Genomic DNA, 22,250 nt, shown 5'->3' with positions numbered 1-22,250 from the left:
CAATGCCATGAAAGTTCCCAAATAAAATCAACTTCCTGGGAATCACCTGTGAGTAAAAAAACTGGGGATTCATCAGTGCCCGTGATACTTGAAGATGCCAAAGGCGAGTTGAGCGTATTAACGCTCAACTGATTGTTATTCATCCACTTCGAGTTTTACAATGGTTTTGCCATTTTCACCGCCCAATACTGAGGCGAGGTAAGTTAATGTTTCATTGGCTAAAGTATCTAGCTTCCAAGGAGGATTAATGATCCATAAGCCTGCGGCAGTCATACCAAATTCAGCACTGTCTGCTTGTATTGCTTGCTCAATACGAAGCTGATTTTTGATCCCTGAATCGACTAAAATTTGCAGCATTTCCTCTGTTTGTGCTCGGTTGACAACGGGATACCATAAAATATAAACGCCCGTTGCAAAGCGTTTATGGGCTTTGATGATGGCATGAGCCACGTTGACGTAATCATCCTTTATTTCATAACTGGGATCGATCAAAATGACGCCGCGGCGTTCTATTGGAGGAACCGCAGCGATCAAGCCTTTGAGACCATCTTTTTTGACGACTCGAATTTGTTTATCCCCTTCAAATTGCTCGGCTAAAATTTGATGATCACTGGAGTGTATTTCATGTAGTACCATGCGATCTTTGGGGCGCATATTCATGTCAACAAAAGCGGGTGAACCAGGATAAAAAGCTAAGGTATTGGGATTCGGATTGAAATGTTTAATATCGGCTATGTATTGTGCAAGTGGCGCGGGTAAATCGGTCTTATTCCATAATTTAGCAATGCCATTTAAGTATTCTCCCGTTTTTTGAGCGAAAGGATCCTTGAGTGAATATCCTCCAGCACCGGCGTGAGTGTCTATGTAAGCCAAGGGCTTATCTTTCTTATGAAGTAATGTAAGCACTTGAAGTAAAATACTATGCTTTAATACGTCGGCATAATTTCCGGCATGATAACCGTGACGATAACTGAGCATGGGGATCCCTGAACTGAGAAAATAGATGGCATGTGCCAAGAATTATACCTGTGTCGAAATGAATAAAGAAGATATTAACTTTGTATGGCTTTTGGCATAATGTTGACAAGTTCATTATGAGTATTAGAAATATTGTGATTTCATCGGCCCAATCTACGCCTATTTTTTTCAATCGACACTTTCCAACCCTTGAGGCTATATGTATGCGCTGGCCTTTGCATTTTGATAAAAATGCAGAATTTGAACTTGTTTTTGAGCACAATATGCTAGTGCTTTTGAAACGAGACGAGCCTAAATTAAAAGGGATCTCTGTTGATTTTGTTTCTGGAAGTGTCGCCCATAGGCGTAAATTTGGCGGCGGTCGTGGTCAGTCTATTGCAAAAGCCGTAGGGTTAAAAAGTGGTGTCACGCCCAGTGTTGTCGATGGTACGGCGGGGCTTGGACGAGATGCCTTTGTGCTGGCCAGCTTAGGTTGCGATGTGACTATGATAGAGCGTCATCCGGTTGTGGGGGCATTACTTGAAGATGGGCTGCGCCGAGCCTATGAGGACGCGGAAATCGGTGACTGGATGCAGCAAAGAATGCGCTTGGTGCCTGGATCGAGTTTAACGGATCTAGAAAAACGTGTCTCTAATATTGATGTGGTGTATCTCGATCCTATGTATCCTCATAGAGATAAGTCCGCATTAGTGAAAAAAGAGATGCGCGTGTTTCAATCTCTAGTGGGTAGCGATCTTGATGCAGATGGGCTGCTTACCCCTGCAATGGCAATAGCGAATAAGAGGGTGGTGGTTAAGCGCCCTGATTATGCTGAGGATCTCGATGGCGTCAAACCTAGCACAGTGATTGCTACGAAAAAAAATCGATTCGATGTGTACGTTAAGGCCGCGATGAAATAGCGGCTATATCAGCGGGCTGATATAGGCAGAAAAATTGTTGTTTAAAGCATAAGTCTGCATAAATTACACATAAGTCTGCATAGTGATAAATAAGTTTGCATAGTTTGAAGTGTAAGTTTACATAGTGTAGTGTACTTATGTAACTAAACAACATTCGAGTGTGTTTATGTATCAACGAAACATAAAACACTCTCGCGTGAAGAACCTCTTTAAGTTTGCCAGTCTAAAGAACCGTGCTTCGTTGACGCTAGAGTCTTCATTAGAGTTTGATGCTTGTTTTCATTTTGAATACAACAAGTCAATATCTTCCTTTAAGGCACAACCAGTAGGTTTTCGTTACCAGTATTTTGGTAAATGCCTTCCTTATACTCCTGATTTTTGGATCTCTACAATTGATGGTAAACAGACTTTCTATGAGGTGAAGTATTCAAATGAGGTTCGTGATCCTGAAGTAAATCAAAGATTTCGATATAAACAGAAATCCTGTATTGAATTGGGTATAGATCTTAAGTTGATTACGGAGCGTCAGCTGCACAAAGGTTCATTGCTTAATAATCTTAAACTGCTTCATCGATATGCAGGTAAATCGAAATGCCATGCTGAGCTTGAGTCGATAATATTATTAGTGAGTAACATGGGGGTGGTAACGATGCGTGAGTTGCTTAACAAATCGAAATTTACTCAAGGAGATTTGAATAAGTATGTATTAACCGCAGTATCTCAAGGCTTATTGCAGTTTGACTTAGGAGCAAAACCTTTTGGTCTAGAAACTGAGCTTACTATTGCTTATGAATGACGATACGAACCTATTTACGGATGAAATTGACGAGTTAGATGAACTCGATTCAGAGTGTCTAGAAAATGACAATACTGAAGCTATTTCGGTTACCGTTCATGCTAATAAATCGTTGGAAATGTATGATGAGTCTATTCAGCATGAAACGAAGAAGCGTTTGCATTATATAAGGTTTATTGAAAAACGTATTGATGGAGGCTGGACCCAGAAGAATATAGAGCCACTGTTGGCAGAGCTGACTCCCTTTGATGACGGTCCTAAGCCAAAATGGCGTGCAGTGGCTGCTTGGTATAGTAGGTTTAGGCGATCTGATTTTTGTGTAACCGCGCTTATTCCCAACCATGAAAAAAAAGGTAACAGAACCATTAAAAATAGTAATGGTGATTTTTACTTTAATAAAGCATTGGAAGATAAGTATTTACGTAGAGAACGTCCAAGTATAGCAACGACTTATCGTTATTACTGCGATCTTATTCGATCGGAAAACAGTCGCTTAGTTTTTGGAGAAATAACGCCCCTATCTTATACTGGTTTTCATGCTCGTATTAAACGCTTAGATCCTTATGATGTTGACTTAGAGCGGTTTGGGCGTAGTTACGTTCAAAAAAAATACAAACTAGGTCATAAGTTTTCAGAGCCAACCAGTATAATGGAGCGAGTTGAGATTGATCACACCGTACTGGATTTCACTGTATTGATGGAAGATAACCATACTGTGATTGGTCGACCAACAATTACAGCACTAGTTGATTGTTACAGTAGTTGTGTTGTGGGCTTTTACGTCAGTTTTCATGAGCCTAGTTATCTGTCTATTAGAGCTGCGTTAATCAACTCTATGCTCAGCAAAGACCATATAAAAGAAAGGTTTCCTAGTATTAAAACTGAATGGCCTTGTTATGGAAAAATCGAACTTTTAGTCGTTGATAATGGTGCTGAGTTTTGGGGAGACTCGTTAGAGTCTGCTTGTAAGGAACTTGGCATTAACACGAGCTATAATCCTGTTGGTAAACCTTGGAAAAAGCCCAAAATAGAGCGTTTTTTTAGAACGTTAAACACTGAGTTTATCGATCCGCTTCCAGGTAAAAATTTTAGAAGCATAGATGCTAAAGGAGATTACCAATCGGATAAAGAAGCTAGCTTAAGTTTTAGTGTATTTAATGAGCTATTACATAAGTGGATTATAGAGGTTTATAACCACAAAGCAGATGCTCGAAAAACACGGGTGCCAATTAATAAATGGTATGAAGGAATGTCAGTTTACCCACCTAATCAATACAAGGGGGATGATAAAGATCAGCTGAGCGCAAAACTTGGGATTTTAGCAACACGTTCTATTTCAAAAGATGGAATACAGTTTCTGCACTTGCGTTATGACTCACAAGAATTATTGGATTATCGAAAATACACTCCAATTGCATCTCGGCGAGGTTTGAAAGTTGATATAAAAATAAATCCTCATGATTTAAGTTTTATTTATGTATATTTAGAACAGAAATGCTATTACCTAAAAGTGCCCGCACGGGATCCTGATGGCTATACTGTTGGCCTTACATTAACTCAGCATAAGATCAATATTAAAAACAAACGTCAAAAAGTAATAGACTCAGAAAATTCGAACTCTCTTGCGCAAAGCCGATTAGAGATTAATCAAATGGTTAATCAAGCATTGGCGAAAAAACAAAAACAGAAAGGGATAAAAAAGCTTGCTAAATATCAAGGTATAGACAGTAATAATGCAATACCAATAGAGACCTCACAAGCTATAGCAGCAATTAAGCCCCCTAAAAAGCCAAGCGATAGCCTTGATATCTTAGATTGGGATAGCAATGACATAGAGGGGTTTTAAGTATGGATATCATGGCTGCGGCAATACAGTTTTCTCAGTGTTATATAGAGCACCCTCTTGTTAAAAGCATAATGACTGAGCTTGATAAATTAAGGGCTCAGCGTTTGCTCTCAAAAGATCAGCAATGCATTTTAATCACTGGTGAGGCTGGTACAGGAAAAAGTGCACTGATTGATTATTATAAAATAAAGGATGTGGCAATTAATAAAAGCACTGAAAAGACTCCAGTATTATTAACTCGTATCTCAGCTAAGCGTGATTTAGATAGCACCTTAATTCAGATGCTTTATGATTTGGAGTTATTTGGTGTCGATCAATATAAGCGCAGAGGTTTTGCTACAAACTTAGAACAGAAGCTAGTCAATGCTTTAAAACGCGCTCAGGTTGAGTTAATCATTATTAATGAGTTTCAGGAGATCCTTGAATACAAAAGTATGCAAGAACGCCAAGCTATTGGTAACTCACTGAAATACATAAGTGAGGAAGCTCAAGTTCCTATTGCATTTGTTGGAATGCCTTGGGCCGCACAAATTTGTGAAGATCCACAATGGGCATCTCGGCTTATTCGTAGACGAAAATTAACGCATTTTTGTTTTAAAGACATTGAAAAAAGACGTTATTATCTTTCGTATTTAAAGGGACTCGCAAATCGTATGCCTTTTGCATCATCGCCAGACTTAGCTTCTCCACCTATTGCAATCCCTTTGTTTGCGGCGACTAATGGCGAGAATCGTTTTATAAAGGAATTATTAAAAGAGGCTCTAATTATTGCATTAGAACAAGGGGATGACACTATGAAGCTAGAGCACTTGAGCGAGGCTTATGCATTGGTAGTACCTGATCAGCCTAACGTGTTTGAATTACCTTTGGAGCTATTGCAACTTAAAGAGATTGAGAATTCATCTCGTATGAATTTTGATACGAATAGTGTTGAACAGCTTATTATAGGGCCACAATATACTAGGCCAATTGTACTTAGTGATATTTTGAGTTTGAAGTGATAGGTGCAATAACTCGTTGCTTATTTACCTCAAAGCTCACTTAAAAACATTAGTTCAGTTATTAGCTAAATGAACATCGAACATCTTGACTATTTGCTCTTTGAAGCCACCAATGAGTGACAAGTTATAGTGATTTTCTTCTTCAATATCGGTCAGTTTTTGCTGTGGGAATTGAGTCGACTCATTTAATAGATGTAAATCAATACTGGGCTGGTTATGCTCGGGATGTAATGATGGGGTTGCTTCTTGTGTTTCTAAATTAATTGAGAGTTCTTGAGATGCGTTTTGTTCTATAACAACGGCAGCATCAGGTAAATCTTGTTGAATACGATAGGCAAAAGCTGAAAGTGTTTTTTCAGCTAAAGTGAATAGCCAAGCTTGTTGTTTTTTGTTTGAATTAACACGTAATATTCGCCCTAACACTTGACGGTAATGCATCTCAGTTTTAATGAGACTTAAGTGACAACACACTTGAAGCCTTGGTATGTCAGTTCCTTCAGAAATCATGCCCACACTAACGATCCATTGGATTTGGCTATGCCTAAAGGATGCGATGATTTGGGTAGGTTGCTTCAATTTTGAGGTCACAATACAAGCGCTTTGATTTAACTCTGTGGTTAACATATGCAAAATGAATTTAGCATGGGTAATGGACGCTGCGACGACTAAACCGCCAGCTTGAGAGTTTGATAACCTGATTTCTGAGAGCTTACTAATGCCTTGCTTTAGGATATAACGTATGATTTCTGGATGCGTAATGAGTGCGTGATAGCTTAATGGTGAGTGTTCCAGTAACGCTGAAACGGATGAAAACGCATCCGTTATTTCATCGTTTTTTATTTGGATTTTATCATTGTCAATGAGCACAATATTAGGGTTACGACAAATGTTATCTTTTACAGCTTGCTGTAATCCATAAATAAAATCACAATGAATAGTATTATCAGGTTCGGTAAATTTAGATAATACTATAGGTGCCTTATCTGATCGCCAAGGCGTGCCAGAAAGTGCTAAGGTATAGGCGGCGTTCTCTTGAATGTTAAGTAATACTTCTTCTCCCCATGCGTTGGCATTACTCGGATCTGTCCCCTTAAGGTGATGCACTTCATCCATAATGACCAAGACCTTATGCGTTTTTAATAGCATCCAAAATTCAGGCGTTAGTGAAGGCATGAATTGATAAGTATAGACACTACCTATAGCCCCTATTAATCCATCAAAACGCTTGTGAAGTCGATGAGTGAATGTGCGTTGAATACTCTCATTTACTTCAGATGACGGTGAGAAACACAGAACAAAATCAACTTTATTGAGTTTAATTAATCTTGCTGCTAACTCTGCGGCCATGACGGTTTTTCCTGCCCCTGGCGTGGCTAAACACATAAAGTGTTTTTGACTTCGATATAACCGCAACGCGTTTTCGACACAAGCTTGCTGCCATGCTCTTAATTTCATGATGGCAAGCCTTGAAGCTCATTCAAACAAACTTCTATGGCCTTAATTCTACCAACTAAGGTGGAGCTCTGATTTCTTGCTTGCATGTATCGTGGATATAGCGATGATTTAGCGTAAGGAAACGCTTCAAAAAGTCGTTTGAATTCTTCTGCTTCACCAATGCTACTCAACAAATCAACTTGATATTGATTAAGTGTGGTTTTCAATTGGGTATGAGCACTCGCGGTTATTGGGGGCGGTGTAGGTGTCGACGGGGAATGCATATTCGTTTTTTGGCCTTTACGTGGTTGACTGGCAATGAGCTTTTCTGGATTAAATAAGGCTGTTTTTGAAAAAATATGCGTCTGCTTGTTGGATATTGTATGTGGTTTTTTGTCGATAAACCCAGCCTGATGCAATCGTCTTAAGCCACGGTAGACTAATTGTGCGGTTTCTTTTTTATTTGCCAGAGGTAAGGCTTCAATACACATGTTTTTCAATTGAATAGTCGTAAAATTTCTTAGGGTTTCATCCTGTAAAATATTCAGCAGTGTTTTATCTATCGGGATCAATGATGAGGTCACAATATTTACCAATTTGTTATTAATTTCAATATGTAATGTGCCACTCCATGACAGTTTTTAAGTATCAATACTCATGTTTTTGCTTAGCTACTTACTTGTTTTGCTCTTGCTCTTGCTTAAAACTTGACAAGAGAACCCAAAAAGCTAAGGATTCCTTAGTATACCTCAAGTGAAAAAACGAAGACAATCTAAGTTATCTAGGATCTAATAATGACGAATACGTGGCAGATAAACTTACCAACCCATTGCCTCTTAGGCTCAAACAAGCAAGAACTGCCTTGGGGATCAGTCAAAAGCAGCTGGGTCTTCAGCTAGGTATGGAGCCTGGTACTGCGAGTACGCGCATGAATCAATACGAAAAAGGCAAACATACCCCTGATTTTAATACCTTAAAGGCAATGGCCGATGAGTTAGGAGTTCCTGTGGCTTACTTTTTTTGTGAGTCAGAAACTACTGCAAAATTATTATGCCTGCTTGAAAACATGGATGAAGATAAGAAAACAGCCTTACTTAATAAATTGTCTTCAGAAAAAGAGGAGTAGGGTTATAGGTCAACTTGGTGATTAGATATCGCAAAAGAGGATAATGAAATATATGTTATCCTCATTATTGATTGATTTTAATTTTTTGCTAATTATTTTCGTTTAATAATCAAAAAAGTGAAGCTACGAAGTGTTCGCAGTTTGGGGCCGCACTTGGCTTGTTAGTGATTATGGTATTGACTGATTGGCCTGAAATAATACTGGTAATAGCCTTTGTCATATTCTTTATCCATTGCATAAAACCCATGTGGATCAGGCCATAACACTTGCACTAAAGCTGGTTTTTTTAATTGGTTGAATGCTGGAAATTTATTATAAAACTCCATGCCTTTTGTAAACATCAGCTCTTCGCAATTCAACACACTAAATTTCAGTGTAATGGCGTCTTCATTTTGTGTTTGAAAGAAGTCATTTCTGTCGGTTAGTGTTAAGCCATTATCTATCCAATCTTGGGCAATCACGCTGAGAATAATGCTATTACCCTCTAATTGTTTCGATGAAATTAATAAGTCCGGTAATCCATATTTTGCCATTCCTATGGTATGCGAGTGTTCTTTATTGGGGTCGATAATACAAAATAAATCCCGATTGATTAAATTGATGATATTTTCATCCCATGGACTAATGGTTTCCATCGTCTATCCCTTTACTGCTGGTTTTTAGCGTTAATCAATAATGTGCGCGCTAATTTAACGCATTATTGACTCGCTTTCTAGCTTTAGTTTATGACATTCCATCAAAACAGGACAAATAAATCCCTTTTATTATTAATCAATTGTGGTAAATTACGCCCTTGATTGATTTGGGTCTGTTCAGTAGGGAAGCAGTATGTCAGGGAAGGTAGTAGCACTCCATCAATTGATGGAGCATGAAGCGTTAAGCATTGAAACGGATTTTTCATATCTAAAAGATAATGAATTAAAGGCCTATCTCGCTACAGGCGAGTCACTATCCAGTCTTAAAACCGCCCTTACTCGCGGTGAAAAATTACTGCTTCTAGAAAAGCCCCGTGCGCCTATGTTCTTCATGGCCTTTCCCAAGGCAGAGCTCAGCACAGAAGACAGAGTTAAAATCATTCTCTATAGCTTAACGCCGATGCAAGTTAGGCAAGAACATCCTGCTATCAATCCCGCCTATCCCAAGGAGGTCATTAAGGCCATTGATAACCGCTTAGGCACCGCTGGCGGAGTAATGGTAGGTGGCAACCCTTACAAAAGCCCTTCATCGGGTAGCCTGCATCCTCCCGCAGAAATGCCAAAGCGTGTACCAGAAAAAGTGATTAACGATCCGCCACCAAAGCCTCTTAAATCTAACATCGCTCCCACTTTTGGCATGGCGCCTAATCGGCTCATCTTTCGCTTAGTGTACGACGATAAAGAGCAAACCAAGGCGGCGAATGTGCCTTATACCGTCATTTTGCAAGACGGTAAAAATACGCAAATCACAGGCACGTTAGATAAGCATGGCAAAGCTGAGGTGCGGCCAAACACCAATCACGCCGCTTATATTTTATTTGGCGATGAGGCCTTAGCGGCTGAGGCACAAAATAAACTCGATAAGGCGTATACCAAGCTTGATAACGCTATTAATAACAAAGCCACACAAAGCGCTCAGCAGGCCTTAGCCACCTTAAATCAGCAAAAAAAGCAAAAGTCAGTTGCCATCACTCAAGCATTTTCAGACGCGGTTAATCAAAAATTAGACGAGCTCAATCAACAAAGCCAGGCATTTAATAATCAGTCTTTTTTAAGCCAATCCTGGAACATGGCTAAGGCCGCCCAATCGGGTGCCGCCAGCGGCGTGACGGAATACCTCCCCGACTTAGGGGATTTTGGTGAGTTGCTTCATGCTGCAGACATTAACGTCACTATGCTCATCGAGGCCATAGCCACGGGGGATGTGGATGCACTAGAGGCCAAGTTTCAGGCTTGGAAGGAGCGCGGTAAACAAGGCCTGTGGGAAGCCACGGAAACCATGGAAATGCTGATTTTATTACTCAGTGACAGTCAAGGGCGAGAACTCATTGCCAGTTTACCGGCGCGTATGTTGGCGGCATTACCCCGTGACAAAGTGGTGGAAATGAGTGCCTACCATGCGACCCAATTAGGCATGGATACCGCCGTCGTCAGTGGCGGCACGGCATTAGGTACCCTTGCAGGTGGCGTCGGTGGCCCGATTGCCTGCGCCTCACTCTTGCTTGCCGCCAATGGCCGCAAGGCAGGCAAGGTATTAGAGGAAACCGTTGAAGTCCTTGGGGATATGAAAGACGCCCTTAAAGTGGTGCGTAACAACAACCCCAAAAAACAGCTGTACAAAAAAGATCCCTCCATCCCTAACCATCAAGCCGATCTCAATACGCGTACCTTTGTGACGCCTTTGAAAGAGAACAAACAAAACAATAAGCACAAAGAGGACGAAGATAAAACGCACAAATGCGACTGGAAAGACTGTAAAGGTAAGCATAAAAAACCGATCCATTACCCAAATAATGGCGTAATAAAACGAAACAATGTTTTTGCTAAAAAATGGGTCAAAGCGGGGTTAGAGCCTTGGGTCATTCATGGTGCGGGGACAGATACTAAAGCAACTCGAGAAGAGTATCTTGCTGAAACGAAAAAAATTGATGATGTAAATAAAGCCGTCAATATGCAACATCCTGAGTATCCAACACAAAAGCACCATTTGATTTCCATTAATTTGTTCACTCGGGTACCTAAGTTAAAGCACAATGCTGAATTATCAGGTTATGATGTGAATCATCCTAAGAATGGCATTTGTTTACCTGCATTTAGGTTTGATATCGCTCAGCATGGTCTGCAATGCCATCGTGGGCGTCATCCAACAAGTCTCTACAATGATAAAATTTCAGTGAAATTAAAGATTTTACAAAATGAATTTAAAAAGCTATGTCTTAAAAATGATAACAATAAGCACAGTGAACAATTAATCAAAGAATTAAATATATTATCGTCGGATATTGCTAAAAAAATAAAAAATTGGAAATACTTGCTTAGGACTGATGCGTTTGCAGATAGAGAGTTTTCCAAAGAAAGAATGATAAAAATAATTGAAAAAGAAGGGGTAACCAATGTATTGGGTAATGTTTAGTGAACGAAAAAATGAACAAGATGCTATTCTTTCAGGTGTACCTGCTTTGATTGAAGATTTAGATTTGGAATTTGATCAAGGTATACATATTACGGGATCACTTCCTGTCATTGAATATGAAGTCGAAGAAGATGATGAGTTTAATAATCTGACAGATAGTCTAGTTGCACCAGGGTTTAATGGAATATTGGCAAATGAACGTGTAGTTAAAGCTTTACGTGATTTAGGTGCTAATAACATTCAAGAATTTCCTGTATTACTAAAAAGTATAAACAACGATCAAAATTGCAGTGATTATATGTTGATCAATGTTATTGGTGATGCCGATATCATTGACTACGATAAATCTGATATATCGTTATTTGAGTCGGGCAATGTGAGATCCATTGATTCGTTATCATTTATTGACACTTCGAATATCACTTTACATTATATTTTTAGGTTGTCTTCTTGCTTACCCATTGTCATTGCTCACGACAAAGTAAAACAAGCTTTTGAAGCGAACAATATCACTGGTTTTACCTTCTATAAACCAGAAGAGTTTTCATTGTAATAACAGTAATCTTTTTTATATGGAATGAAAATGATTGCCTATAATATAGAAATTTTGAAAAAAATAGCTACAAATTTAGAGCGTTTTGATGGATGGGTTTTTGGCTTACCGCCAGGTATAAACCCTGAACAATGGCCACTTGATCCCAATACTGGTTATCCTTTGATGCATGGTTTTACATTGAAATTACCTGAGGATTATAGAATTCATGACGGCATTGTTGGCATTAGTTTTTTTGCTGTTGCTGCAGAGCATAACAATGGAGGTCCAGAATGTGTTGATGGGCTTGAAGAGGCTATTCTAGCTGAACAGTCGCCAGAAGATCCTTTATTTAAACCTTTTTGGGAATTGGCTCAGCGGGTACATCCAAGTTGCGAATACGTGACGGACATTTTAGGTTGTTACTATGCGACGTTATTATTAACTGAAGAAGCGTTTTATGGTGATTTTTGTCATCCTCCGAAAGTATTATCACGTAATTTTGATAATGATGTTTCTTATCCTGATTGGCTAAAAGAAGGTGGAGCAAGCTGTTTTTGGAAATCAATATATTCTTCAAGTTTAAATTTACCCCCAGAAAAATATGGTATATACCGATATCTAGGTGGCATACCTCCAGAAGCAATAGATTTTAATCGTGCCATTGTGCTAAATGCGAACCCTAATGATCCTAATGCTGGAAAAATGCCAACTGATGATTGTGCAGATTATGTTCACCCTTTTGATAACAATTTGGACTGGGTAGAAACGATAGGACCTAATCATTTAGGTGGGACAGCATTTCCTTACCAAGGCATTCCAGATTTTTTAACCCCCTATTATATTGAGTTTGATGAAATGTTTGGTGGATATAATTTTGGATCAGGCAATGCCCAGCTTGATATCAAAACACGAGATTTTGATTGGAGTTGTGGCTAAGTTACGAAGCTTATTTGTTTATGGGTGGGCAAAAGAAACTGGCTAACATTCAAAAAATGGATTTAATCACTCATCTTAATCTCATCGCTGACATGGGCGACATGGAAGTGATCGACATGGCTGCTTTAGTGGGGCAAACCATGAAGGAACATGGTGCTTAAAGCGGTTTGTTTTCTGTTGTGGATCACAAAGCCAAAGTATCTATGATGCTTTGGCTTTGTTGTTTTTTTGAGTGGTTGATCATATTTTTGTTCTTGCTAAAAAAGTGTTAGCCCAGTAACTTAATTAAACTAAGATATCCTTAGTTTTGGTGGGTTATGGCATTTTTATTTTCACCGACTGCTAGAGCATTTGCTGATGAATCATTAGAAAGTTATTTATTGCGTGTGGTTGCTGAAAACTTTTTTGACTCTTATCAGCAATTGAGTTTCGCTATTAGAGAAGCACTGCATGAGTTAGATTTTGAAGCTCATGGAGCGTTCCCTATTGAGCTAAAACGGCTCAATGTTTATCACGCGAAACATAATAGCCATTTTAGAATACGGGCATTGGGTCTGCTTGAGTCTTTGCTGGGTCTACCGTCCTACGAATTGCAAAAATTGGCATTATTTAAATCGAATCGATTATTTTTAAATGTCTTGTCGGCTGTACATCGTAATGGTGTTGATATTCCGCTGAGCTTTATTCGTTATGGGAAAAAGAATGGTATAACGAGTGTGCCTATTTGCCCTTATTGTTTAATGGATGATGCTTATATTCGGCAAGTTTGGCATCTCACACCCTATGAGGTGTGCGCAAAGCATGAATGTGAATTACTCCATCATTGTCCTAGTTGCCAGCTACCCATTAATTACATTGAGAATGGGTCCATCACCCATTGTATTTGCGGGTTTGAATTCGCAACTGCAGCGGTTAAAGAAGCGGATCACCCAGCATTGTTATTGTCACGTTGTTTGATCTATGGTAATCCCAAGTTAACTAATCCGTTACCAAGTGTTTTATCTGCTTCGCATCGATTTGCCGCTTTGCTTTGGTATCAAAAACGTCACGCGAATACAGGGGATTGTCGCTACAGTGATGCTGTTGAATATTTTTCGGCATGGCCAAATAACTTTTATTGTGAGTTAGAGCTGCTTACATTGAATGCGCATTTAAAACTGATTGATGAATTTAATCACACATCATTTCGGTTTATTTATGGCGAGATAATTTTACATTCTCAATGCCTGTTACCCGAAGAAAAAGAACCTCATTTTATTCACCTTGCTTTGATGGATTATCTGCATAAATGGGTCGAGGCACATCCTAAATCCAATAAGCCAAATGTGGCTGACATGCTTGTGAGTGTGGCCGAAACAGCGGTTTTGCTATCGACAACCCATGAGCAGGTATATCGGCTGTATCAAGAAGGTATTTTGACTTCAGCTTTTAGACAAAAAATGCTGCAGAGGATTGATCCTCACATGGGTGTTTTTTTCATAAGGCAGGTTATTGAGTATAAATCGAGTTTTGGCACCGCTAAGCAAGGGATGTACTTATCAGCATGGTAAATAAGGAACAGCTAAATACACTATTGGAAATGAGAGATATTCAGGAGCGCACAGTGGCTTTGAGGCGTGCATTTACTGCCTATACAGAGCCATTGGATGTGACTGGGCATGAAAAAAGCGCTTTGATGATTTTGCTAAATCTAACCTACCCTAGAAAGTTGGTTGATGATTTACTCGATCATAAATTGGCAAAAACTACACTCATGAATAATGAGCATTTAGGCGCTTGCATTAAGGAAGTGCAATGGCTGCATACCCATAATCTGAAATACCCCGATATTCGAGTCAGTAAGCAAAGGCTGATTGCTGCACCTTTGACCTGGCTTCCTTCGGTATTAAGTGGTGCCAATTGTCAACAAACTTTTGGCTGGTCCCATGACAGCGCTAAAGTTAATCTCGCTAAGTTATTTGCAACTCATTTTATTTGGCAAGATAAGGTCTGCTGTCTAGCAAACTTATTACCTTTTCAGCCAAAAGAATGGAAAGTGGCTTTTCAATCATTGGGAATGCCAGTTAAGCATTTTGTGATGCTATGCAATGAAGTTGAAGCCTTGTTACCTGAAAGCGTGTTGCCTGAGCAGGTGGATAAGTATTCGGTTCAAGTACGTATGCCTTATCGGGATGGATATCTGGCCATTACACCTGTGGTTAATCATGCTCTGCAAGCTAATATTCAAAAAACGGCGTTAAAAAAACAAGGACGCTATACCAATATGGAATTTATTCGTCCAGCGAGTGTGAGTGATTTAGCCGCCTCATTGGGGGGGAATATCAAGGTATTAAATTACCCGCCGCGACTTTATCCTGTGGCTTACGGTATAAATCACTCTTGGTTATTGAAGATGCGACAAGGGCAAAGCGTATTTTATAGGTTTGCCCTCACGCAGCCTGAGTTTATCAGAGCGTTAGAAGGCCTATTATCCATTAATAAAGCGATGGTTTTAAAGCTGCGCCGTGAACAAAAAGTGGCTTGCCATAGACAGATAAGAGCAACACTATCACAGTGGTTTTCGCCTATTGTTGAGTGGCGATTAGCAGTTGAGGAGAATAAGGACGTATTTAATCAGTTAGAAGAGATCGAAGGTTCATTAGAGTATCAATTGCTAACTGCACCTAATGAAGAGTTACCTGAATTACTTGTGCCATTATTGAGCTTATTTAATACCGAATTATCCAATCTCAATACCAGTCGTCAGTATGGGTTTCATCATAAACTGATGAAACCCTTTGAACGTCATTTACAGTGGTTGTTAGCCCATATTGATACTAAGAAGCCTACTTTTGTAGGCGATGATGAAGAAACACCTACGCGGCGGTATTTGTATTTGAAAGGCATTCGTGTGTTTGACGCACATGCATTATCGAACCCTTATTGTGTTGGTATTCCTTCATTAACCGCTGTTTGGGGAATGATGCATCATTATCAATTGAGGTTAAATGAAAGCCTGAATACTCAGCTGAGAATGACTTCTTTTGCTTGGTTTATTCGTCAGTACTCGCCAGTTAAAGGCAAAAAATTGCCAGAGTTTGGTATGCAAGGTCAAAAAGAAAATCAATTCAGGCGGTCAGGAGTCGTAGACAATCGATATTGTGATTTAGTGTTTGATCTTATCGTGCATATTCACGGTGATGAAGATGAATTAAACAGACTAGTTCATCAGAGTAACTCGCTAAAAGCAAGCTTTCCGGCAAGTTTTGCAGGTGGCGTGATGCACCCTCCAGAATTAGGCGCTATTGATGATTGGTGTGAGCTTTACCATTGCGAAGCATCACTTTATTCAACATTGAGTCGCCTCCCTATGTCGGGGAAATGGATTATGCCAACAAGATATTCATTGGATAATCTGGAAGCGCTTTTGCTTTTGCTAAAGCAAAAACCATCGTTGTGTCCGGTTATGTCTGGCTATGTGTTATTAGATAAGCCCAAGAGCAGAAGACATTCCCTTGAACCACTACATTGCTATGCCGAATCTGTGATCGGGGTCGTAGAGTGTGCAACCGCTATTGATATAAGGTTACAGGGAATAAGACACTTTTTTAGGCGAGCATTTTGGATGCTTGATGTAAAAGAGTGCTCCATGCTGATGAAACGGATTTGAAGGAATGATATGGAGTTATGTAATCTTTTAAAGTATGACCGCTCTTTATACCCGAGTAAGGCTGTTTTTTTCTATAAAACAGCTGATAGTGATTTTGTTCCACTTGAAGCTGAAATCAACCGAATTCGTGGCCAAAAGGCAGGCTTTACTGAAGCATTTACCCCGCAATTCAAACCTAAAAACTTAGCTCCACAGGATTTAACTCATTGTAATCCATTGATCCTTGAAGAGTGTTATGTTCCTCCTAATATAACGCATATTTATTGTCGGTTTTCACTAAGAGTACAGGCGAATTCTCTTAAACCTTCAGGTTGTAGTGATCCTGATGTGCATGCCTTGCTTGAAGCCTTGGCAGTGAGTTTCAATGAATGTGATGGCTATAAAGAGTTAGCGCTTCGATATTGTAAAAACCTGTTATTAGGCAATTGGCTATGGCGTAATCAAAATACAGGCCATACGCAAATCGAAGTAAAAACCAGTTTTGGGAGTTGTTATCAAATAGCGAATACTCGGCATTTAGACTGGAACAGTATTTGGCCTGCAGATGCTCAAGCAGCATTAAATGAATTAAGCAAAGAGTTTTTGCAAGCGTTAACTGATCCTAAGGTATTTTGGAGTGCCGATATCACGGTAAAAATAGCAACTACTTTTTGCCAAGAGATTTATCCAAGCCAAAGTTTTGGCGAAAAGGCGGCGCAAGGTGAGGCATCGAAACAGTTTTCAAAGGTCAAATGTATCGATGGGCGTTATGCCGTTAGTTTTAACTCTGTAAAAATTGGTGCGGCATTACAATCAATAGATGATTGGTGGCTTGAGGATAATATTAAGCGTTTACGGGTGCATGAGTATGGCGCTGATAAAGAGATAGGTATTGCACGTCGTTCGCCTAAGTCTGAACGTGATTTCTATTCTTTATTTATCAATGCCGAGCTGTATTTAGCCGAGCTAAAACAGCAATTATTGAACCCTAAAGAGTCCATTAACCCTGATATATATTATCTTTTTGCTGTGTTAATAAAGGGCGGCATGTTCCAAAAGAAAGCGGAGCTAAAGAAGAGGGCTTAGGGCCTGCTTACCTTTTGTGAGGATTTCTGCAGCAGCTTGCCGTTTATTTATACAAGGCAGTATTTATGTGGTGTAGTTATTCTCCATAAATAAGCGATAACGCCGAAGAAAGGAGCGACAAGCGCTGTCCGTAGGATTCACTAAACGTGTTTTACTCTTTGTTGAGAGGCATTCGCTTAGAATGACTAGGCATCACACCTCTCGCCGCGATTAAAACACGTTTATTTGAACATAATTTACTCAATAAAGATAAACAGGGCCTAACATGCAACGATATTATTTTATGGTGCGCTTTGTACCGAAAGAAGCAAACTTTGCACTCTTGATGGGGCGATGTATTTCGATACTGCATGGTTATACTTGTAAACATCATATTCAAGGTATGGGAGTGAGTTTTCCTGCTTGGTCTGATGCTTCAATCGGTGATCGAATCGTGTTTGTTCATACGGATAAGCAAGTATTATCAGTATTACGGCAACAAGCCTATTTTATGGATATGCAAGCTTATGGTTTTTTCAATGTGAGCCAAGTTGAAATCGCACCAAGAGTATGTGAAGAGGTGCGATTTAAGCGCAATCAGGGCGTTGCCAAACTGTTTGCTGGAGAGGCGAGAAGGCGATTAAAACGCTTAGAAAAACGTGCGCGAGCACGAGGTGAGCCCTTTAAACCTGATTTTCATGAGCGTAAACGGGACGTAGCGTGTTTTCATCGAGTGCCGATGGCCAGTGGCTCAAGCCAACAAGATTTTACCATTCACATTCAAAAAGAGCAGGTGGGTAAGCCAGTTGAGCCTAGCTTTGGGGCTTATGGCTTGGCAACCAATGAGAAGTTTAAAGGTAGTGTGCCGGATTTTTCATTCTTAATGGAATGACCTTATTTTTAATGATGGTTTATAACATATTGTTTGTGAATCATTTATTTTATTGAACATTTTCTTGGGGTAAATGTTCAATAATCAATTAACTATCTGAAATTACAGTGAAAGAAGTTTTATTTTTATTGTGACCTGCCGAGCAGGCAGCTAAAAATCTACCTAAAGAATTAGAAATTAGCTACTTGATATGACCTGCCGAGTAGGCAGCTAAAAATAGTGATATTAAATCGTACAAATCACTTGCGAAGTGACCTGCCGAGCAGGCAGCTAAAAAGGCCAATTTCAAAGCATCATTATATTTTGCTTTATGACCTGCCGAGTAGGCAGCTGAAAATTATAAAAACTCACTAAATGGAATTGTTGAAAGTGATCTGCCGTTATAGGTAGTTAAAAATAAAAACAATCGTTTCGATATTTATGTTAATGCAACATCCTGCCGAAAAGGCAGCTAAAAATTTATCATGAGGATAAGAGAAACTTAACTAGGGATGACCTGCCGAGTAGGTAGTTGAAAATCGCTTCTTACTTTGTGTGGAAGGGGGGGATTAGGAAAACATAAGGTAGGTGAATCATTTTCTTCTTAACTGCTAGCCGTCGCAATACAATCTCGATATCATACAAAAATGACAAATTGTAGATTTTGTTTATCAAATGAAAGCAACCAAGATAGATCCTAAACTACTTGAAAAAGCAGAGAATATCTTTTCTGAGCTAGGCCTATCGATAGAGCAGGCTATCAACGTATTTTTAGCAAAGTCTGTTCAGGCTAAAGGTTTTCCGTTTTCCGCTGCTCTTGTAAATGAGGCAGAAGCACAGCAAGCCTCAGACCACGAAACAAAATACAAAATCAGCAACGCCGAGATAACCGTGGCAATCCAATACTTGGTTGAACATGCTCTTCCACAAAGTGAAATAGAAACCCTCACACAGCTGACCTATTGTCGCAACACCTTTGGCTTGTCATTTCCCGTCCTCAAATTGGCAAAATCGTCACGGCCAGAAGACATTCGCAGTGCGGCTAAAGATGCTAAAGGGCGCAACCGTTATTCCACTACCAAAGTGGCCCAGCGTGATGAAAAAACCTACGTTATTTGCACCCAATGGACTGACAGGCACCGTAATGCGTTTTGTCATTGGCAAGCACTCTTTAGTCGCAATGCTTAGCTAATTTACAAGATAATTAGCTAAGCGAATTTGAAAGGGACTTGTTTAGTCCAACTCAGTGATATTTATCTCTTGCCCATCTTTTTCTCTACCTTTTTCCCTTAATGTCACCATTTTAGTGTATTTTCTGCCGTAAAAAACCAATGGATCATGATGAGTGACTAGCTGAATTTGAATAAGCTATGGCATAATAACCCTATTAAAGCATGGCGGTAATGCCTTATATTACTGGTAGTTACCAGCCAAAGTAACCCCAACTAAATCCAATTAACATAAAATAAGCCAGAGAAACTATGATAACAGGCGAGCTAAAGAGTCAAGTCGACAAAATATGGGAGTCATTTTGGACAGGGGGGATCAGTAACCCGCTCACCGTGATTGAGCAATTTACCTTTTTGTTGTTCTTGCGTCGAATCGATGAAAGTCAGTTATTAGCCGAAAAGAAAGCCAATCTGATGGCGGCCCCGGGATAATTATTTAGTTAAAAATTATCCCATAAAATAATAAGTGAAAGACAATTATGACAAACAACAATTTCTCTTCAACGGCTGCATTTTTATGGTCGGTAGCAGATTTACTGCGAGGTGATTTTAAGCAATCTCAATATGGTCGTATCATTCTTCCATTTACTCTGCTTAGACGCTTAGAATGTGTGCTAGAGGCAAGTAAGCCGGATGTGCTTGCTAAGTTTGAAGCCGTTAAAGCCATGCCATTTGAAGCGCAAGATAAGTTACTGACGCATGCTGCAAAGCTAAGCTTTTACAACACTTCAAAGATGGATCTTAACCATCTTGGTGAAACCGGGGTTGCCAGTAACCTAGAAAGTTATATTCAATCATTTAGCCCTAATGCGCGTGAAATTTTCGAACACTTTGATTTTTTTAATACGATAGATAAATTGGAAGAAGCCGATCTACTTTATAAAGTAGCAAAACGTTTTGCGACTACCGATCTACATCCTGAAGTAGTTGATAATTACAACATGGGCTTAGTGTTTGAAGAGTTGATCAGACGCTTTGCTGAAAGCTCTAACGAAACAGCGGGTGAGCACTTTACCCCAAGAGATATTGTTCGATTAACCACCTCTCTAGTATTCAGTAACGATGATGATGCGCTAACCCAAGCGGGTTTAGTGCGTTCTATTTACGATCCTACTGCGGGTACAGGTGGTTTCTTATCATCAGGTATGGAATACCTGCATGAGCTTAATGAAAAAGCATCACTGTCTGCCTTTGGCCAAGAGTTAAACCCAGAGTCATACGCAATCTGTAAAGCAGATATGCTTATCAAAGGGCAAAAGGTCGATAATATTAAGCTGGGCAACACATTATCGAATGACCAACTCCGCACCGATAAGTTTGACTATATGCTGTCAAACCCGCCGTTTGGTGTGGATTGGAAAAAGATCCAAAAATTCATCAATGATGAGCATAACGACAAGGGTTTTGAAGGTCGTTTCGGTGCTGGTTTACCACGCGTTTCTGACGGTTCATTGCTGTTTTTGATGCACCTTGTAAGCAAAATGCGATGCACAGGAAGTACGAGTGTCGAGGGAGACAGGATGTCGGGAGCGACCGACCGAGAAGCCAAAAACGGCGGCTCACGCATTGGTATTATCTTGAATGGTTCGCCACTCTTTACAGGTGGTGCGGGCAGCGGTGAGAGTGAAATTAGGCGCTACATTCTTGAAAACGACCTACTTGAAGCCATTGTGGCCCTGCCTACTGATATGTTCTACAACACAGGCATTGCGACTTATGTGTGGGTGTTATCTTCTCAAAAATCAGCGGATCGCAAAGGCAAAGTTCAGCTTATCAATGCCTCAAAAGAGCGAGCGAAAACAGGCGGTCGTGGCCGCCCTTCATCTCAAAAGCAGGGCGGCGCTGACGTTGAAGGCAGCGCTTCACAAGAGAATGAAAACATATTCTATACTGCAATGCGTAAATCATTGGGCAGTAAGCGCAAAGAGTTAACTGAAGCAGGCATTGACACTATCGTTAAAACCTACGGTCAGTTTGTTGGCTCTCGATCGGAGACGGACTTTAGTAAGATTTTTGATTACCAAGAGTTTGGCTATCGCCGCATTACGGTCGAACGCCCGCTTAAACTGGCGATTTATCCAAAAGATGCGCTACGCCTCGAAGCATTACAAGCAGATAAAGCATGGCAAAAGCTAGGCGAGGAATTGCAACAAGAGATCCTTGAGGCGCTAGCAAGTTTTGAGCAGGAAAAATACCTCTCTCGTGATCGGTTCTTAAAAGCCTTACTGACCAAGCTAAACGGTACAAAACTGAGCGCAGCGCAGCAGAAACTGATTGTTAAGCACTTAGGTGAGCACGATGATGACGCTGAAGTTTGTTTACATGGCTCAGGTCAGGCCAAAGGTAAGCCAGAAGCGAACCCTGATCTACGTGATAATGAAAACGTGCCATTAACGGAAACCGTTGACGAATACTTTGCTCGTGAAGTTCTACCTCACGTTCCTGATGCGTGGATTGATACTAAAAAGACCGATGAACTTGATGGTAAAGTGGGCATTGTTGGCTACGAGATCCCCTTCAACCGTCATTTTTATGTGTATCAACCACCAAGAGCGTTAGCAGCCATTGATGCTGATTTAGATGCAGTATCGGCTGAAATTATGCAGCTACTTAACGAGGTGCATTCATAATGACAGCTGCAGCCTTGAGCGTTAGAAAGTACAAAGCATACCCAGAGTATAAGGACGCAGAAAGTAAATGGTTAGATGAAGTACCTTCGAGCCTGAGGGATCCCCACTTTTCTGGCTCATAAACAATGAATACTGATTGTGAAGTGAGCCAAGTTATACAGCACATAA

At 40.0% G+C, this 22,250-nt stretch carries 20 protein-coding genes; 16 read left to right on the top strand and 4 right to left on the bottom strand.

The annotated features are described in order from the left end of the window. Window positions 1–135 precede the first annotated feature (135 nt). Window positions 136–978 (bottom strand): 23S rRNA (adenine(2030)-N(6))-methyltransferase RlmJ, encoded by an 843-nt coding sequence (gene rlmJ / locus Q0791_RS19860; RefSeq protein ID WP_299010266.1) that lies wholly within the window; start codon window positions 976–978, stop codon window positions 136–138. Window positions 979–1,094: 116 nt separating this feature from the next. On the opposite strand from rlmJ, the gene Q0791_RS19855 reads away from it, so the two are divergent. The 4 genes from Q0791_RS19855 (at window position 1,095) to Q0791_RS19840 (ending at window position 5,520) form a co-directional block, all read left to right on the top strand. After that, window positions 1,095–1,877, top strand: a complete 783-nt coding sequence (locus Q0791_RS19855; RefSeq protein WP_299010259.1) for a class I SAM-dependent methyltransferase — start codon at window positions 1,095–1,097, stop codon at window positions 1,875–1,877. A 166-nt stretch (window positions 1,878–2,043) separates the two neighbouring features. After that, window positions 2,044–2,673 carry a TnsA endonuclease N-terminal domain-containing protein gene (locus Q0791_RS19850; protein ID WP_299010256.1) on the top strand — a complete coding sequence of 210 codons (630 nt, stop codon included), beginning with the start codon at window positions 2,044–2,046 and terminating at the stop codon, window positions 2,671–2,673. Further along, the gene (locus Q0791_RS19845; protein WP_299010253.1) at window positions 2,666–4,519 is read left to right on the top strand and encodes a Mu transposase C-terminal domain-containing protein; all 1,854 of its coding nucleotides are present in this window, start codon (window positions 2,666–2,668) and stop codon (window positions 4,517–4,519) included. The genes Q0791_RS19850 and Q0791_RS19845 overlap by 8 nt, the downstream gene beginning before the upstream one ends. Before the next feature lie 2 nt (window positions 4,520–4,521). Continuing rightward, window positions 4,522–5,520 carry a TniB family NTP-binding protein gene (locus Q0791_RS19840; protein ID WP_366942497.1) on the top strand — a complete coding sequence of 333 codons (999 nt, stop codon included), beginning with the start codon at window positions 4,522–4,524 and terminating at the stop codon, window positions 5,518–5,520. 54 nt (window positions 5,521–5,574) lie between these two features. On the opposite strand, the gene Q0791_RS19835 is transcribed toward Q0791_RS19840, so the two are convergent. Further along, window positions 5,575–6,975 (bottom strand): DEAD/DEAH box helicase family protein, encoded by a 1,401-nt coding sequence (locus Q0791_RS19835; protein WP_299010250.1) that lies wholly within the window; start codon window positions 6,973–6,975, stop codon window positions 5,575–5,577. Continuing rightward, window positions 6,972–7,538 (bottom strand): hypothetical protein, encoded by a 567-nt coding sequence (locus Q0791_RS19830; protein WP_299010247.1) that lies wholly within the window; start codon window positions 7,536–7,538, stop codon window positions 6,972–6,974. Before Q0791_RS19830 ends, Q0791_RS19835 begins: the two co-directional genes overlap by 4 nt. Before the next feature lie 221 nt (window positions 7,539–7,759). Here Q0791_RS19830 and Q0791_RS19825 point away from each other — a divergent pair, with 221 nt between their 5' ends. Further along, window positions 7,760–8,080, top strand: a complete 321-nt coding sequence (locus Q0791_RS19825) for a helix-turn-helix transcriptional regulator (RefSeq protein ID WP_299010245.1) — start codon at window positions 7,760–7,762, stop codon at window positions 8,078–8,080. Between the two features lie 161 nt (window positions 8,081–8,241). Here Q0791_RS19825 and Q0791_RS19820 read toward each other — a convergent pair whose 3' ends face one another. Continuing rightward, entirely contained in the window at window positions 8,242–8,715 is a 474-nt protein-coding gene (locus tag Q0791_RS19820; protein ID WP_299010242.1) for a DUF4262 domain-containing protein, read from the bottom strand. A 193-nt stretch (window positions 8,716–8,908) separates the two neighbouring features. On the opposite strand from Q0791_RS19820, the gene Q0791_RS19815 reads away from it, so the two are divergent. From Q0791_RS19815 to Q0791_RS19765, 11 genes are all read left to right on the top strand, one after another. Further along, window positions 8,909–11,188, top strand: coding sequence for an AHH domain-containing protein (locus Q0791_RS19815; protein ID WP_299010239.1), 2,280 nt, complete (start codon window positions 8,909–8,911; stop codon window positions 11,186–11,188). After that, on the top strand, window positions 11,169–11,741 hold the full coding sequence (locus tag Q0791_RS19810) for a DUF1629 domain-containing protein (RefSeq protein WP_299010237.1): 573 nt from the start codon (window positions 11,169–11,171) through the stop codon (window positions 11,739–11,741). The genes Q0791_RS19815 and Q0791_RS19810 overlap by 20 nt, the downstream gene beginning before the upstream one ends. A gap of 30 nt (window positions 11,742–11,771) precedes the next feature. After that, window positions 11,772–12,659: a hypothetical protein gene (locus Q0791_RS19805; RefSeq protein WP_299010234.1), complete on the top strand. Its 888-nt coding sequence runs from the start codon at window positions 11,772–11,774 to the stop codon at window positions 12,657–12,659. 20 nt (window positions 12,660–12,679) lie between these two features. Continuing rightward, a complete protein-coding gene (locus Q0791_RS19800; RefSeq protein WP_299010231.1) occupies window positions 12,680–12,820 on the top strand; it encodes a hypothetical protein in 141 nt (46 codons plus the stop codon). Window positions 12,821–12,976: 156 nt separating this feature from the next. After that, window positions 12,977–14,209, top strand: coding sequence for a TniQ family protein (locus Q0791_RS19795; protein ID WP_299010228.1), 1,233 nt, complete (start codon window positions 12,977–12,979; stop codon window positions 14,207–14,209). After that, complete coding sequence (locus tag Q0791_RS19790; RefSeq protein ID WP_299010225.1) at window positions 14,203–16,308, top strand: type I-F CRISPR-associated protein Csy2; 2,106 nt, start codon at window positions 14,203–14,205, stop codon at window positions 16,306–16,308. Before Q0791_RS19795 ends, Q0791_RS19790 begins: the two co-directional genes overlap by 7 nt. Window positions 16,309–16,317: 9 nt before the next feature. Continuing rightward, window positions 16,318–17,373, top strand: a complete 1,056-nt coding sequence (csy3, locus tag Q0791_RS19785; RefSeq protein WP_299010221.1) for a type I-F CRISPR-associated protein Csy3 — start codon at window positions 16,318–16,320, stop codon at window positions 17,371–17,373. A 265-nt stretch (window positions 17,374–17,638) separates the two neighbouring features. Further along, window positions 17,639–18,244 carry a type I-F CRISPR-associated endoribonuclease Cas6/Csy4 gene (gene cas6f / locus Q0791_RS19780; RefSeq protein WP_299010218.1) on the top strand — a complete coding sequence of 202 codons (606 nt, stop codon included), beginning with the start codon at window positions 17,639–17,641 and terminating at the stop codon, window positions 18,242–18,244. A gap of 654 nt (window positions 18,245–18,898) precedes the next feature. Beyond that, a complete protein-coding gene (locus tag Q0791_RS19775; RefSeq protein WP_299010215.1) occupies window positions 18,899–19,411 on the top strand; it encodes a type II toxin-antitoxin system RelB/DinJ family antitoxin in 513 nt (170 codons plus the stop codon). A 293-nt stretch (window positions 19,412–19,704) separates the two neighbouring features. Then, window positions 19,705–19,884 carry a type I restriction-modification system subunit M N-terminal domain-containing protein gene (locus Q0791_RS19770; RefSeq protein WP_299010212.1) on the top strand — a complete coding sequence of 60 codons (180 nt, stop codon included), beginning with the start codon at window positions 19,705–19,707 and terminating at the stop codon, window positions 19,882–19,884. A gap of 47 nt (window positions 19,885–19,931) precedes the next feature. Beyond that, complete coding sequence (locus Q0791_RS19765; protein WP_299010207.1) at window positions 19,932–22,082, top strand: class I SAM-dependent DNA methyltransferase; 2,151 nt, start codon at window positions 19,932–19,934, stop codon at window positions 22,080–22,082. Window positions 22,083–22,250 lie beyond the last annotated feature (168 nt).

This window comes from uncultured Shewanella sp., assembly GCF_947495455.1.
Classification (GTDB): domain Bacteria; phylum Pseudomonadota; class Gammaproteobacteria; order Enterobacterales; family Shewanellaceae; genus Shewanella.
The sequence above is the reverse complement of the archived record's forward strand: the minus strand, read 5'-3'. Positions and strand labels throughout refer to the sequence as shown.

Coding starts and splice junctions, on each gene's coding strand:
- rlmJ (WP_299010266.1), bottom strand. CDS start 978: ATGCTCAGTTATCGTCACGGTTATCATGCCGGAAATTATGCCGACGTA.
- Q0791_RS19855 (WP_299010259.1), top strand. CDS start 1,095: ATGAGTATTAGAAATATTGTGATTTCATCGGCCCAATCTACGCCTATT.
- Q0791_RS19850 (WP_299010256.1), top strand. CDS start 2,044: ATGTATCAACGAAACATAAAACACTCTCGCGTGAAGAACCTCTTTAAG.
- Q0791_RS19845 (WP_299010253.1), top strand. CDS start 2,666: ATGAATGACGATACGAACCTATTTACGGATGAAATTGACGAGTTAGAT.
- Q0791_RS19840 (WP_366942497.1), top strand. CDS start 4,522: ATGGATATCATGGCTGCGGCAATACAGTTTTCTCAGTGTTATATAGAG.
- Q0791_RS19835 (WP_299010250.1), bottom strand. CDS start 6,975: ATGAAATTAAGAGCATGGCAGCAAGCTTGTGTCGAAAACGCGTTGCGG.
- Q0791_RS19820 (WP_299010242.1), bottom strand. CDS start 8,715: ATGGAAACCATTAGTCCATGGGATGAAAATATCATCAATTTAATCAAT.
- Q0791_RS19815 (WP_299010239.1), top strand. CDS start 8,909: ATGTCAGGGAAGGTAGTAGCACTCCATCAATTGATGGAGCATGAAGCG.
- Q0791_RS19810 (WP_299010237.1), top strand. CDS start 11,169: ATGTATTGGGTAATGTTTAGTGAACGAAAAAATGAACAAGATGCTATT.
- Q0791_RS19805 (WP_299010234.1), top strand. CDS start 11,772: ATGATTGCCTATAATATAGAAATTTTGAAAAAAATAGCTACAAATTTA.
- Q0791_RS19800 (WP_299010231.1), top strand. CDS start 12,680: ATGGGTGGGCAAAAGAAACTGGCTAACATTCAAAAAATGGATTTAATC.
- Q0791_RS19795 (WP_299010228.1), top strand. CDS start 12,977: ATGGCATTTTTATTTTCACCGACTGCTAGAGCATTTGCTGATGAATCA.
- Q0791_RS19790 (WP_299010225.1), top strand. CDS start 14,203: ATGGTAAATAAGGAACAGCTAAATACACTATTGGAAATGAGAGATATT.
- csy3 (WP_299010221.1), top strand. CDS start 16,318: ATGGAGTTATGTAATCTTTTAAAGTATGACCGCTCTTTATACCCGAGT.
- cas6f (WP_299010218.1), top strand. CDS start 17,639: ATGCAACGATATTATTTTATGGTGCGCTTTGTACCGAAAGAAGCAAAC.
- Q0791_RS19775 (WP_299010215.1), top strand. CDS start 18,899: ATGAAAGCAACCAAGATAGATCCTAAACTACTTGAAAAAGCAGAGAAT.
- Q0791_RS19770 (WP_299010212.1), top strand. CDS start 19,705: ATGATAACAGGCGAGCTAAAGAGTCAAGTCGACAAAATATGGGAGTCA.
- Q0791_RS19765 (WP_299010207.1), top strand. CDS start 19,932: ATGACAAACAACAATTTCTCTTCAACGGCTGCATTTTTATGGTCGGTA.